This window comes from Kosakonia oryzae, from assembly GCF_001658025.2.
Classification (GTDB): Bacteria; Pseudomonadota; Gammaproteobacteria; order Enterobacterales; family Enterobacteriaceae; genus Kosakonia; species Kosakonia oryzae.
This window is the reverse complement of record NZ_CP014007.2, coordinates 1,153,034-1,166,946: the sequence shown is the minus strand read 5'-3', so window position 1 is coordinate 1,166,946 and position 13,913 is coordinate 1,153,034. Positions and strand designations below refer to the sequence as shown.

Below are 13,913 nucleotides of genomic sequence, written 5' to 3'. Positions count from 1 at the left end.
GACAGTAGTTGTCAGTTCCGATAAAGCAGCGCTCCTGAAATCGCTTCACGATGGTGAAAAGACAACAGGAGCGCATCACATGCTGAAAAACCCCGCAGAAAAATATTCCCCGTTCATCCCTTTCGCCCTGCCCGATCGCCGCTGGCCGGAACAGCGCATTAGCCATGCGCCGCGCTGGCTCTCCACCGATCTGCGCGACGGCAACCAGGCGCTGGCAGAACCGATGGACAGCGCACGCAAGCTGCAATTCTGGGAGCTGCTGCTGGCGTGCGGCTTTAAAGAGATTGAGGTGGCTTTCCCTTCGGCCTCGCAAACGGATTTCAACTTTGTTCGCCAGTTGATTGAAGAGCAGCGCATTCCCGACGATGTGACGATTCAGGTATTAACCCAGGCGCGGGAGGATTTAATTCACCGTACCTTTGCTTCGCTGCACGGAGCCAGGCAGGCGACAATTCATTTGTATAACGCCACAGCGCCGCTGTTTCGCCGCCTGGTATTTGGCATGGAGAAAGCGCAGATTGTCGAGCTGGCGACGCGTTCCACACAACTGATTCGCCGGCTGTGCGAAGAGAATACGCAAACGCGCTGGCAGTATGAGTATTCGCCGGAGACGTTTTGCTTTACCGAAGCCGACTTCGCGCTGGAGATTTGCGAAGCGGTGGCCGATGTCTGGCAACCGTGCGCCGAACGCCCGATGATCATTAACCTGCCGGCGACCGTGGAAGTCAGTACGCCGAATGTGTATGCCGATCAAATTGAACATTTCTGCCGTCACTTCAGCCGCCGTAGCGACGTGTGCATTAGTGTGCATCCGCATAACGATCGCGGCACCGGCGTTGCCTGCGCAGAGCTGGCGGTGATGGCCGGAGCCGATCGCGTTGAAGGCTGTCTGTTTGGTAACGGTGAGCGTACCGGTAATGTCTGTCTGGTAACGCTGGCAATGAATCTCTACAGCCAGGGGATCAGCCCGCAACTCGATTTCAGCGATATGCAGCGCGTAGTGGAAGTGGTGGAAAGCTGTAACCAACTGCCAGTACACCCGCGTCATCCGTGGGCTGGCAGCCTGGCCTATACCGCGTTTTCCGGCTCGCATCAGGATGCGATCAAAAAAGGGTTCGATGCCCGTAAAGCAGGTAGCCGCTGGGAGATGCCCTACCTGCCAGTCGATCCGCAGGATATTGGCTGTAGTTATGAAGCGGTGATCCGTGTGAACAGCCAGTCTGGAAAAAGCGGTAGTGCCTGGCTGATTGAACAAAACCATGGCCTGAAACTGCCTCGCGCCCTGCAACAGGATTTTAGCCAGCATGTGCAGCAGGAGACGGATAAACACGGCAAAGAGATGACGCAAAATGCGCTGTGGCAACTGTTCCGCAATCGCTACGGTCTTATACCTTCGCCGCCGCTGGCGCTGCAACGCTATCGCAGCGACAGCCAGCAGGATGGTCAGTTGCGCCTGACGGCGACGGTCATGCGCGAAGGTAAAACACGCGAGCTGACCGGCAGCGGCAATGGCTTGCTTTCGGCGGCCGCCAACGCCATCACGCCATGGCTGGGCACCCCGTTTGTCATCAAGGATTACCATGAACATACGCTTGGCGCGCGCAGCGACAGCCGTTCAGTGGCGTATATTCGCTGCCTGTACCAGGATGGCAGCAGCCGCTGGGGCGTGGGGATTGATAATGATGTCGCGCGCGCCTCATTACAGGCGTTGCTGAACGCGGTGGGCTAAAGGGAAGATTCGCGGAAGTAATCGCTGGGTGAGACGCCCATCACCCGGCGAAACATCGCCGTAAAGGCGCTATGGCTGCCATATCCCAGATCCAGCGCCACGCGCAGTACCGATTGCCCTTGCGCCAGGCGCAGCAACGCCGCCAATAAACGGGCGCGTCGCACCCATTCGCCGTAACTTAGCCCCGTTTGCTGCTGAAAATGCCGGTTCAGCGTGCGCTCGCTCATGTTCGTCAGGCTGGCTGACTGCGCACTGCTCCAGCTTAATCCCGGTTCGGCGCGGATCTGTTCGCAGAGCTGGCGAAACGCTGCGCTTTGCGGCTCCGGCAGGTGAAATGGCAGCACCGGCATGGCGCGGATTTCATCCAGAATCAGTTCATAGATGCGTTCATCACGGCTGCCGGGCGCATACTCCTGGGTCAGATCGAACGCAGCGACGATGAGTTCGCGCAGCAGCGGCGTGATCTGCACGATTTGGCAGGACGCAGGCAGATCGGCGCGAGCCAGCGGATCGATAAACAGCGTGCGGGCTGCGACGCTACCGGTAATGCGGATAGCATGCTGTGTTCCGGCGGGTAACCACACGCCGCGACCAGGCGGAACGACCCAGCATCCGGCAGCGGTATCCACGCGCACCACGCCGCTCAGGCTATGCAATAGCTGTGCGCAGTCGTGCTGATGCCACGGTTCGCTGTCGCCGTGCTGATAATCATGGGCGAAGGGATGCAGAGGACGGTGCGTAAAGGAGAAGGTTAAGGTGGTGGTCATTGGGTTGCCGCTGGGTGGCGAGAAAGCAGGCCCGGTAAGCGAAGCTACCGGGCGCTACAATGACAGCACTAGATGTGCAGTTCCTGCAATTTTTCTTTCGGCAGGGCCAGCTCTTCGTTGCTGTTAACGCGGACATCGCGGTCGAGAATGTGACGGGCGATTTCCTGCGCCTCTTCCAGCGAGTGCATGGTATAGGTGCCGCACTGGTAGACGTTCAGTTCCGGGATCTGGCTCTGTTCTTTCACCTTCAGCACATCGGCCATCGACGCTTTCCACGCATCCGCAACGCGCTGCTCACCCGGCGCGCCGATCAGGCTCATATAGAAGCCCGTGCGACAACCCATCGGTGAAATATCGATGATCTCAACGCCGTTGCCGTTGAGGTGGTTACGCATGAAACCAGCAAACAGATGCTCAAGCGTATGGATTCCTTTTTCCGGCATGACTTCTTTGTTAGGGACGCAGAAACGCAGGTCGAATACGGTGATGGTATCGCCATGCGGCGTGTCCATGGTCTTGGCTACACGGACAGCAGGGGCTTCCATACGGGTATGATCGACAGTGAAGCTATCCAACAATGGCATTTAGTCACCTCCGACAGTGATTTTTTTTAAATAAAAGTGAACTCTTCTTTTTCATGCGAGTCTGAGTATATGAAAGACGCGCATTTGTTATCATCATCCCTGATTTTCAGAGATGAAATTTTGGCCACAGCAATGTGGCCTTTTTCTTTTCTGTCAGGCGTGACGCGCGAGTAACGCTTCAAATGATTCGCTATCCCCGGCTTCAACCTCTGCCTGACGCGCCAGTGATGCTTTGCACTCGGCGATAAAATCTTCCTCGTGCAGGATTTCCAGCGGCTCTTCGCGAAGCTGTGAACGATACTGATCGCCCAGCGCTTTGCCGGTGCCACCAATGCCGTTATCGATCATCGAACGCAGGATGCGCGCCGAGAAAGTGAGCTCCGGATCGTCAAAGCTGGCAACCAGTTGTTCACACACCTGCTCGTATTCGTTGCCACCGTACACGCCATCGAGCGTCTGCGCCACTCGTTTCAAATCCCGGAACAGATCTTTGCCGACGTTCACCAGCGGGAATTGCGCGGTTTCACAGCCAATTCCCAGCGTCAGACCCGGCTTACGCCCTTCCAGAATCACGCGATTCCAGTTTGTACGCGTACACAGCAGTTCGTCACTGCTCATCTCCGGCGCATCGGCCAGCACGCACCAGACCATAAACAGATCGAGGAAGCGAACCTGCTGCTCGTCAACGCCAATCGCCGTGAAGGGGTTGATGTCCAGCGAGCGCACTTCAATATATTCAATGCCGCCGCGCAGCAGCGCATCCGACGGCGTTTCACCGCTGCGGGTCACGCGTTTCGGGCGAATCGGCGCATACAGCTCATTCTCGATCTGCAAAATATTGGTATTGATTTGCAGATACTTATCGCCTTTCTTCAGACCAATTTTAGCGTACTCTTCCGAAGGCGTTTTTATTGCCCGCTTCAGCGCCACCACATAATCGTGCAGATTATTAAAGGTGATGCCCAGGTTGTTCTGCGATTTATTGGTATAGCCCAGATCGCTCAAGCGCAGCGATGTGGCATACGGCAGGTAATACATACCGTTCGGCGTTTTCTCAAACGGCAGCGTGGTCGGTTTCCCTTGCAGGAACGACGGGCAGATCGCCGGAGACGCCCCAAACAGATATGGGATCACCCAGCCAAAACGGTAATAGTTACGGATCAGGCGGAAATAGCCGTCGGATACCGTTTCTTTATCGGTACCGCCGCTTTTCGCTTCCCAGAATGCCATCGGCAACGAGAAGTTGTAATGCACGCCGGAAATGGTTTGCATCAGCGCGCCATAGCGGTTTTTCAACCCTTCGCGATAGAGCGTTTTCAGGCGACCGATGTTGGAGGTGCCGTACTGCGCCAGCTCAATCTGCTGGCCGTCTTTGATATAGCACGGCATACTCAGCGGCCACATCCGCTCGTCGCCAATCTGGCGGGCAGTGTAGCGATGAATATCACGCATGATCGTCAACATATGGTCGATATCGCCATCGACCGGCGTAATAAACTCCAGAAGCGCTTCCGCAAAATCAGTAGTGATCCACTGATGAGTTAAGGCAGAGCCGAGCGTCGCCGCATGACCGGTGGTCGCCAGCGAGCCATCTGCGTTTACGCGCAGCGTCTCACGTTCAAGACCGCGTTGAATCCCCTTTACTGCCTGAGGATGTTTTTCCAGCCAGGACAATGCCTGTGATACGTCCGGGATCAAGTTGACCTCCCGCCTGTAATAATCATTTTATTAAGCATAATTGTAATGGTTGACGATTAAAGGTCACTCACTCAGTCCAATTAGTGCCACCACGTCATACCCTGTAGCGTTACCAGGGCTATCGCCACATAGCGTAACGCCTTGCCAAGGCATAAAAAAAACAGCACTGGTCCCCATGAAAGGCGCATCCAGCCCGCCAGCAGACACAGCACATCGCCTATAACAGGCATCCAGCTCAGAAGCAGCGCTGCCGCGCCGTAACGTCTGAGCCAGTGAGTCGCTTTTTCCTGCCAGCGCGATGTTTTACGCTGCGGAAAGAAACGCCCAAGAATAACGTTAGTCAGCCCTCCAAGGCTATTACCCATTGTTGCTATTACTACGAGTAGCCAGGGCTGACTGACACCAGAGAGCAGCATCGCAATCAGCACAACCTCAGAATTGCCGGGCAACAGCGTGGCGCTGAGGAAGCTACTGGCAAACAATGACAGGAGCGACAGACTGTCACTCACAATAAGCGTACATCAACTGCATCCATACCGGCGGCCTGCGCCGCCTGGATACCGAAATCTGCATCTTCAAATACCACGCACTGCGCCGGTTCCACGCCCATTTGTTGGGCGCAAAGCAGGAAGGTATCCGGTGCAGGTTTGTGATTTTTAACATGATCGGCGGCAACAACCGCATTGAAATAGTGACGCAGACCAAGGTGCGCCAATAGTGCTTCCGCAATAGCGCTTTCACTGCCGGTTCCCACCGACATGGGGCGACGGCCGTGCCACTCTTTTACAACGTCGATTAATGGCAGAGGGCGTACTGAATCCAGCAGCATCGCTTTGACCGCTGCGGTTTTCTCCTGCGCCAGCGCATGCGGATCGAGATCGCCCTGATTCGCTTCAATGATGAACTGCGCGATACGCCAGGTCGGTGAGCCGTTTAGCCCGACCATGGACTGCTCGTCAAAACGCATCCCGTAACGTCCCAGCACTTCATGCCAGGCTTTACGGTGGGTCGGCTCGGTGTCCAGGATGGTGCCATCCATATCAAAAATCAGACCAGCGTAACGTTCGTACATCATGTTCTCACAAAGCGGATAACAAACAGTTACTTTAACGTAAACAACGTTTTTTGTCGCTGCTGGTAAGAGAAAGCTGAGATGTCTTTACTGGAAGGAGGTTCGCAGAATATGTTTTTTCAGAAGAGGCAGAGTTTATAGAAGATGCAGTGGAGATTTTGCAGAGATGGTGTAAACAACGATGCCCGCCCTGGTGCAGGCGGTTTTATCCGCGACGTCAGAAACATCAGGCTGGCTGTTATTTTATAAGAAGATGGTGCATCCGGGAGGATGACTCGTCTTTCGACTCGCCCTGCGGGCCGTTGCTAAAGCAACGTTATCCGCCCTGGTGCAGGCGGTTTTATCCGCCGTTTCGGAAACGACAAACTCGCTGTCATTTCCTCAAAATATGGTGCATCCGGGAGGATTCGAACCTCCGACCGCTCGGTTCGTAGCCGAGTACTCTATCCAGCTGAGCTACGGATGCATCGGAAATACTTATTTACTACGCTGATTCAGTGCTGCGTTCCTCGCCACACTGATAAAGATGGTGCATCCGGGAGGATGACTCGTCTTACGACTCGCCCTGCGGGCCGTTGCTAATGCAACGTTATCCCCCCTGGTGCAGGCGGTTTTATCCGCCGTTTCGGAAACAACAAACTCGCTGTCATTTCCTCAAAATATGGTGCATCCGGGAGGATTCGAACCTCCGACCGCTCGGTTCGTAGCCGAGTACTCTATCCAGCTGAGCTACGGATGCATCGGGATTACTTATTTACTACGCTGATTCAGTGCTGCGTTCCTCGCCACACTGATAAAGATGGTGCATCCGGGAGGATTCGAACCTCCGACCGCTCGGTTCGTAGCCGAGTACTCTATCCAGCTGAGCTACGGATGCATCGGGAATACTTATTTACTGCGCTGATTCAGTGCTGCGTTCCTCGCCACACTGACAAAGATGGTGCATCCGGGAGGATGACTCGTCTTGCGACTCGCCCTGCGGGCCGTTGCTAATGCAACGTTATCCCCCCTGGTGCAGGCGGTTTTATCCGCCGTTTCGGAAACAACAAACTCGCTGTCATTTCCTCAAAATATGGTGCATCCGGGAGGATTCGAACCTCCGACCGCTCGGTTCGTAGCCGAGTACTCTATCCAGCTGAGCTACGGATGCAAAATGGCGGTGAGGCGGGGATTCGAACCCCGGATGCAGCTTTTGACCGCATACTCCCTTAGCAGGGGAGCGCCTTCAGCCTCTCGGCCACCTCACCACACGCCTCTTTCGAGTGCTTTGAAGAACTTGTTGAGAGCTCATCGTCGCTGCGTGGCGCACATATTACTTTCTGGGACTTATAAGTCAAACAATTTTTCCAGCCCCTGAATCGTTTGCACACTTCGCAGTCAATTAGCCTGTAAAAAGGCCAAAAAGGATGTTTTCTCAGCAGAATTTCCGCCGCTTCGTTGAAGAAAGACAAAAACAAGCCAGCCACGAAAATACGAGGCTGATATAAAAAATCAGCGGGCTGAAATAAAAAGGAAACCTGGAGAGGAGAAAATCTGGAGGAGGTGTTGCGTCTCGCCGTAGAGCCGCGAGACGCATAATAGCATCAGTAGTTGGACTGCTGTGATTTTTCAGCCTGGATACGCTGGTAGATCTCTTCACGGTGAACAGATACTTCTTTCGGGGCATTAACGCCAATGCGCACCTGGTTACCCTTAACCCCTAAGACAGTCACAGTGACCTCATCCCCAATCATGAGGGTTTCACCAACTCGACGAGTCAGAATCAGCATTCTTTGCTCCTTGAAAGATTAAAAGAGTCGGGTCTCTCTGTATCCCGGCATTATCCATCATATAACGCCAAAAAGTAAGCGATGACAAACACGTAAAGTGTAAGCAGTCACGGCATCACATTCTGTTAAACGTAAGTTTAGCCGATATACACAACTTCAACCTGACTTTCTTGTTATCAATAGCGTAGTGGCAACAAGGCCATAATCGGTAAGATTATGGCCTGTGCATTCGCTTTGTAGTTATGACAGTTTTGCGCTTACCCAGTCTTTAACACTGGCAAGAGCAGCAGGAAGCGCAGCCGCGTCGGTACCACCGGCTTGCGCCATGTCCGGACGTCCGCCCCCTTTGCCCCCGACCTGCTGGGCAACCATACCAACCAGATCCCCTGCTTTCACACGGTCAGTCACATCCTTCGAGACGCCCGCAATCAGAGAAACTTTCCCTTCAGCCACAGTGGCGAGAACAATAACAGAAGCACCCAACTGGTTCTTCAGATCGTCCACCATGGTACGCAGCATCTTCGGCTCGACGCCTGCCAGTTCGCTGACCAGCAATTTCACACCGTTAAGATCGATAGCTTTACCGGACAGGTTCGCGCTCTCCTGCGCTGCCGCCTGCTCTTTAAGCTGCTGCAACTCTTTTTCCAGCTGACGCGTACGATCAATAACGGTACGCACTTTGTCGCCAAGGTTCTGGCTATCACCTTTCAGCAACTGCGCGATATCGTGCAGCTGATCGCTCTGTGCATGCAGACTGGCAATCGCACCTTCACCGGTAACCGCTTCGATACGACGCACACCCGCAGCAGTGCCGGATTCAGACACAATGCGGAACAGACCGATATCACCGGTGCGGGAAGCATGTGTACCGCCACACAATTCGGTAGAGAAATCGCCCATGCTCAGTACACGTACGCGCTCATCGTATTTCTCGCCAAACAGCGCCATCGCGCCATTCGCTTTCGCAGCTTCCAGATCCATGATGTTAGTTTCGATCGGCAGGTTACGGCGAATTTGCGCGTTCACCAGATCTTCCACCGCGCGGATCTCAGACGGCTTCATAGCTTCGAAATGAGAGAAGTCAAAGCGCAGCGCTTTGTCATTCACCAGCGAGCCTTTCTGGGCGACGTGGGTGCCAAGAACGGAACGCAACGCAGCGTGCATCAGGTGCGTTGCAGAGTGGTTCAGGCGGATGCGCGCGCGACGCGCTTCGTCGACTTCCGCTTTCACGCCGTCACCCAGTTTCAGGGTCCCGGTCGCCAGCTTGCCGATGTGGCCAATTGCCTGACCATATTTCTGTGTGTCCTGCACGGCAAACGCAAAACCGTTGCCTTTCAGTTCGCCTTTATCGCCAACCTGACCGCCGGATTCTGCATAGAATGGCGTTTCATCAAGCACGACAACCGCTTCCTGCCCTGCAGCAATCGCGTTCACCGGTTTGCCATCGACAAACAGCGCAGTCACTTTGCCGTTCAGTTCAAGATGATCGTAGCCTTTAAATTCAGAGGCGCTATCCACGCGAATCATCGCGTTGTAGTCCGCGCCAAAACCGCTGGATTCGCGGGCGCGACGGCGCTGCTCTTCCATGGCGGCTTCAAAACCGGCTTCATCAATTTTCAGGTTACGCTCGCGGCAAACGTCCGCTGTCAGATCCATCGGGAAACCGTAGGTATCGTACAGACGGAAGACCGTTTCACCGTCCAGCGTATCCCCTTTCAGTTTTGCCAGCTCTTCGTCCAGCAGCGCCAGACCGCGCTCCAGAGTACGGGCAAACTGCTCTTCTTCGGTTTTCAGAACCTGTTCAACCTGCGCCTGCTGGCGTTGCAGATCTTCACCGGCAGAGCCCATCACAGCGATCAGCGGCGCAACCAGTTTATAGAAGAAGGTGTCCTTCGCGCCCAGCATGTTACCGTGGCGGATAGCACGACGGATGATACGACGCAGCACGTAGCCGCGGTTTTCGTTCGATGGGATCACGCCGTCAGCAATAAGGAAAGCACAGGAGCGAATGTGGTCCGCGATAACACGCAGGGATTTGTTGCTCAAATCCGTCGCGCCGGTTACTTTCGCTACGGCTTCGATCAGCTTAACGAACAGATCGATTTCATAGTTGGAGTTCACATGTTGCAGTACGGCTGCCACACGCTCCAGGCCCATACCAGTGTCCACTGACGGTTTCGGCAGCGGTTCCATGGTGCCATCAGCCTGGCGGTTAAACTGCATAAAGACGATGTTCCAGATTTCGATGTAACGGTCGCCATCTTCTTCCGGACTGCCCGGAGGGCCGCCCCAGATGTGATCGCCGTGATCGTAGAAAATCTCAGTACACGGGCCGCACGGGCCGGTATCGCCCATCTGCCAGAAGTTATCAGACGCGTAAGCTGCGCCTTTGTTATCACCGATGCGAATAATACGCTCACGCGGGATACCAACTTCTTTTTCCCAAATTTCGTAAGCTTCATCATCCGTTTCGTACACCGTCACCCACAGACGCTCTTTCGGCAGGTTGAACCAGTTTTCACCGGTCAGCAGTTCCCATGCATATTGAATAGCATCATGTTTGAAGTAATCGCCGAAGCTGAAGTTGCCCAGCATTTCAAAAAAGGTGTGATGACGTGCAGTGTAACCGACATTTTCCAGGTCATTGTGTTTACCACCGGCACGGACACAACGCTGTGCCGTGGTGGCGCGGGAATAATTACGCTTGTCGAGCCCAAGGAACACATCCTTGAACTGGTTCATCCCTGCATTGGTAAACAGCAAAGTCGGGTCGTTATTTGGCACAAGGGAGCTGCTGGCAACTACCTGATGTCCTTTGCTATGGAAAAAATCGAGAAACGCCTGACGGATCTCAGCGGTGCTCTTGCTCATAATTATCCTGAAATCAAGCTAACGAAATATGGTAACCAGCCGCCGCCATGACATAGCAGACGCGCCAGTTACTGGAAAAAGTGGGAATAAGATAAGTTTTCTTTAGTGCGAAGTAAAATCCCGTGTGCGCTCAGTCGGCAAAATTTCGCCATATCTCCTGAATATCTTCCTGCAAAAAGCCCCGATAGAGCAAAAAGCGTTGCACCTTTACTTTCGCGACAAATTCCGTTGGTAGTGGTTCTCCATACTTGCGCAGCGCCTGATCGCGGGCACTGGCGACCCAGTCAACATCGCATTCCCGCATCGCCTGCTCCGTCGTTTCCCGCGCGATCCCTTTTTGATTCAGTTCCTGGCGAATACGAACAGGCCCATAGCCTTTGCGTGCGCGACTGGAGATAAACTGTCGCACGAAACGGGCATCATCGAGAAAATGGTGCTCAAGACACCACTCCACAATCTGCTCCACCTCTTCTTCCGTACAGTCGAGCTCCTCCGGGCCGTTTTTTCCCATTACCGGCGCCGTTAATTTGCGGCGAAACTCTTTTTCGCTGTGATCGCGCATCGCCAGAATCCGCATCGCCCGATCGCGCAAACGGGGAAGAGCAGAACGGCGGGGAGTATCATCAGACATGGCACATTCCTGTGGTCGCAGAAAAGCAAAAGGGCTGCGTCAGCAGCCCTCGATTGCGGTTCAGATTATCAGAAATCTTCGTTGGTTTCTTCAACGTCTTCGCCGTTGCTATCCACCGAGAATTCCGCAGCGGAATTCTGATTACTGAGCAGAATCTCGCGCACTTTTTTCTCGATCTCTTTCGCCGTTGCCGGGTTCTCTTTCAGCCAGGTTGTTGCATTCGCTTTACCCTGTCCGATTTTTTCACCGTTGTAGCTGTACCAGGCACCCGCTTTTTCGATCAGCTTCTCTTTCACGCCGAGGTCAACCAACTCGCCGTAGAAGTTGATACCTTCACCGTAAAGGATCTGGAATTCAGCCTGTTTGAACGGCGCAGCGATTTTGTTTTTCACCACTTTTACGCGGGTTTCGCTGCCGATAACGTTGTCACCCTCTTTTACCGCGCCGATGCGACGGATATCCAGGCGCACAGAAGCGTAAAACTTCAGCGCGTTACCGCCGGTGGTGGTTTCCGGGTTGCCGAACATCACGCCAATTTTCATACGGATCTGGTTGATAAAGATCAGCAGCGTGTTGGACTGTTTCAGGTTACCGGCCAGCTTACGCATCGCCTGGCTCATCATACGTGCCGCGAGGCCCATGTGAGAGTCGCCGATTTCGCCTTCGATTTCCGCTTTCGGCGTCAATGCTGCTACGGAGTCGACAACCAGCACGTCAACTGCGCCTGAACGCGCCAGCGCATCGCAGATCTCCAGCGCCTGCTCACCGGTGTCCGGCTGAGAGCACAGCAGGTTGTCGATATCAACGCCCAGCTTACGGGCATAGATCGGATCCAGCGCGTGCTCCGCATCGATAAACGCACAGGTTTTACCTTCGCGCTGCGCTGCGGCAATCACCTGCAATGTCAGCGTGGTTTTACCGGATGATTCCGGCCCGTAGATTTCGACGATACGCCCCATCGGCAGACCGCCTGCGCCCAGCGCGATATCCAGCGAGAGCGAACCGGTGGAGATAGTTTCCACATCCATGGAGCGGTCTTCACCCAGACGCATGATGGAGCCTTTACCGAATTGCTTTTCGATCTGACCCAGTGCAGCTGCAAGCGCCTTTTGTTTGTTTTCGTCGATAGCCATTATTACTCCTGTCATGCAGAGTGAAGCGCATTACGCCCCGCGGTGAATTACTGTTCTGTTGTCACAATTATACTGTATAGTCATACAGTATCAAGTCTTTTGTAGAAAATGTTGCCAGAGTGTTTGCAGCGCATAAGCCGTCGCCTGCCTGCGTACCGACTCACGGTCGCCAGGAAAGCATTCGCGCCGTGTAATCCCTTCCCCGCTGACGCAGGCAATGCCAAACCAGACGGTGCCGACCGGCTTCTCCTCACTGCCGCCGTCCGGGCCAGCGATGCCGCTGATCGAAATAGCATAATCGGCACGCGCGGCTTTCAGCGCGCCAATCGCCATTTCCACCACCACCGGCTCGCTCACCGCACCGTGCGCATCCAGGGTGTCGGGCTGCACGCCAATCATTTGCGCTTTGGCTTCATTACTGTAGGTAACAAACCCACGTTCAAACCAGGCGGAACTGCCGGCAATGTCGGTGATGACCTTTGCAACCCAGCCGCCGGTGCAGGATTCCGCCGTCGTTAGCGTTGCGCCGCGCGCTTTTAACGCCTGCCCGATACGCTCACTCAGTTGCATTAATTCAGTGTCCGTCATGATGGCTCCCGTGCGCAAAAAATCGTGGCGGAAAAGATACCACTTTCCGGGCAAATGTGGGGATGGGTTAATGAATTTACGAGGAGGCTTCCGAAAAAAGCGCGGTAGAGAAAATGGCGGCCTGAAGCACAAGCCCGGCCGCCGGGTAATTCGCCGGATGGCGGTTGTCGCTTATCCGGCTTACAGAGGGGGTTATTTCATGCTGTTTGCGATGGTGTCAACGTTATGGCGAAACGCTTTCTGATAAGTATCCGCCACGCCGCCTTTCGAGCTGAGCGCTTCCGGATAGAGTTCACCGCCCGGCTGCGCGCCGGTGGCACTGGCAATCTGTTTCACCAGGCGCGGATCGAGCTGGTTCTCCATAAACCAGACATGTACGCCATCGGCTTTGATCTGCTTAATCAGCGAGGCCACCTGCTCTGCGCTGGCTTCGCTCTCCGAAGAGATCCCCTGCGGCGCCATAAACTCCACGTTATAGGCACGGGCGAAATAACCGAAGGCATCATGGCTGGTCAGCACTTTGCGTTTCGCCTGCGGGATTGCACTGAAGCGCTCTTTCGCCCAGCTATCCATTTGTTTTAATTCGGCGATATAGCGCTGGCCGGACGCATTGAGCGCAGCTTCATCTTCCGGATCGGCTTTCACCAGCGCAGCCAGAATATTTTGTGCATACAGCGCACCGTTAGCGGCGCTGTTCCAGGCGTGGGGATCGGTCACGGTTTTACCATCCTCTTCCAGCGTATGCGTGGATACGCCAGTTGAAGCCACCACCAGTTGGCCTTTAAAACCGGAGGCTTTCACCAGCCTGTCGAGCCAACCTTCCAGCCCTAAACCATTAACCACCACCACATCGGCTTTATTCAGCAGCGCACTATCTTTCGCTGAGGGTTCAAAGGTGTGCGGATCGCCATCCGGCCCGACCAGCGTCGTCACCTTTACATGCTCGCCGCCCACTTCTTTTGTAATGTCGCCCAGAATCGAAAAACTGGTGACCACATTTAACGTTTTTGCCATCGCGCCCTGCGCCATCAAGCCCAGCGCAAGCGCCAGTATCACCCCTGTACGTTTCAT

12 protein-coding genes and 5 tRNA genes are annotated in these 13,913 nt (G+C 54.5%); 1 reads left to right on the top strand and 16 read right to left on the bottom strand.

The window, feature by feature from the left end:
* The first annotated feature begins 79 nt into the window (after nt 1-79).
* A complete protein-coding gene (gene leuA / locus AWR26_RS05670; protein WP_064564226.1) occupies nt 80-1,729 on the top strand; it encodes a 2-isopropylmalate synthase in 1,650 nt (549 codons plus the stop codon).
* Here leuA and AWR26_RS05665 read toward each other — a convergent pair.
* The 16 genes from AWR26_RS05665 to AWR26_RS05590 form a co-directional block, all read right to left on the bottom strand.
* Entirely contained in the window at nt 1,726-2,496 is a 771-nt protein-coding gene (locus AWR26_RS05665) for an AraC family transcriptional regulator (RefSeq protein ID WP_064564224.1), read from the bottom strand. The two genes, leuA and AWR26_RS05665, sit on opposite strands and share 4 nt — an antisense overlap.
* A gap of 68 nt (nt 2,497-2,564) precedes the next feature.
* Nucleotides 2,565-3,080 (bottom strand): S-ribosylhomocysteine lyase, encoded by a 516-nt coding sequence (gene luxS / locus AWR26_RS05660; protein WP_064564222.1) that lies wholly within the window; start codon nt 3,078-3,080, stop codon nt 2,565-2,567.
* Nucleotides 3,081-3,233: 153 nt separating this feature from the next.
* Nucleotides 3,234-4,778 (bottom strand): glutamate--cysteine ligase, encoded by a 1,545-nt coding sequence (gene gshA / locus AWR26_RS05655; protein WP_064564220.1) that lies wholly within the window; start codon nt 4,776-4,778, stop codon nt 3,234-3,236.
* An 80-nt stretch (nt 4,779-4,858) separates the two neighbouring features.
* The gene (locus AWR26_RS05650) at nt 4,859-5,287 is read right to left on the bottom strand and encodes a YqaA family protein (RefSeq protein WP_064564218.1); all 429 of its coding nucleotides are present in this window, start codon (nt 5,285-5,287) and stop codon (nt 4,859-4,861) included.
* A complete protein-coding gene (gene yqaB, locus AWR26_RS05645) occupies nt 5,284-5,850 on the bottom strand; it encodes a fructose-1-phosphate/6-phosphogluconate phosphatase (RefSeq protein ID WP_043952510.1) in 567 nt (188 codons plus the stop codon). Before yqaB ends, AWR26_RS05650 begins: the two co-directional genes overlap by 4 nt.
* A gap of 389 nt (nt 5,851-6,239) precedes the next feature.
* Nucleotides 6,240-6,316 (bottom strand) — tRNA-Arg (locus AWR26_RS05640).
* Between the two features lie 196 nt (nt 6,317-6,512).
* Nucleotides 6,513-6,589 (bottom strand) — tRNA-Arg (locus AWR26_RS05635).
* Nucleotides 6,590-6,650: 61 nt separating this feature from the next.
* A tRNA-Arg gene (locus AWR26_RS05630) sits at nt 6,651-6,727 on the bottom strand.
* A 196-nt stretch (nt 6,728-6,923) separates the two neighbouring features.
* Nucleotides 6,924-7,000: transfer RNA gene (locus tag AWR26_RS05625), tRNA-Arg, on the bottom strand.
* A 4-nt stretch (nt 7,001-7,004) separates the two neighbouring features.
* Nucleotides 7,005-7,097 (bottom strand) — tRNA-Ser (locus AWR26_RS05620).
* Between the two features lie 336 nt (nt 7,098-7,433).
* Complete coding sequence (csrA, locus tag AWR26_RS05615; protein WP_007370562.1) at nt 7,434-7,619, bottom strand: carbon storage regulator CsrA; 186 nt, start codon at nt 7,617-7,619, stop codon at nt 7,434-7,436.
* 240 nt (nt 7,620-7,859) lie between these two features.
* Nucleotides 7,860-10,490 carry an alanine--tRNA ligase gene (gene alaS, locus AWR26_RS05610; protein WP_064564216.1) on the bottom strand — a complete coding sequence of 877 codons (2,631 nt, stop codon included), beginning with the start codon at nt 10,488-10,490 and terminating at the stop codon, nt 7,860-7,862.
* A 130-nt stretch (nt 10,491-10,620) separates the two neighbouring features.
* Nucleotides 10,621-11,121, bottom strand: a complete 501-nt coding sequence (recX, locus tag AWR26_RS05605) for a recombination regulator RecX (RefSeq protein ID WP_064564214.1) — start codon at nt 11,119-11,121, stop codon at nt 10,621-10,623.
* Between the two features lie 68 nt (nt 11,122-11,189).
* Nucleotides 11,190-12,254 carry a recombinase RecA gene (recA, locus tag AWR26_RS05600; protein ID WP_007370558.1) on the bottom strand — a complete coding sequence of 355 codons (1,065 nt, stop codon included), beginning with the start codon at nt 12,252-12,254 and terminating at the stop codon, nt 11,190-11,192.
* Nucleotides 12,255-12,344: 90 nt separating this feature from the next.
* Nucleotides 12,345-12,842, bottom strand: coding sequence for a nicotinamide-nucleotide amidase (pncC, locus tag AWR26_RS05595; protein WP_064564212.1), 498 nt, complete (start codon nt 12,840-12,842; stop codon nt 12,345-12,347).
* Between the two features lie 192 nt (nt 12,843-13,034).
* Nucleotides 13,035-13,913 (bottom strand): metal ABC transporter substrate-binding protein, encoded by an 879-nt coding sequence (locus tag AWR26_RS05590; protein WP_064564210.1) that lies wholly within the window; start codon nt 13,911-13,913, stop codon nt 13,035-13,037.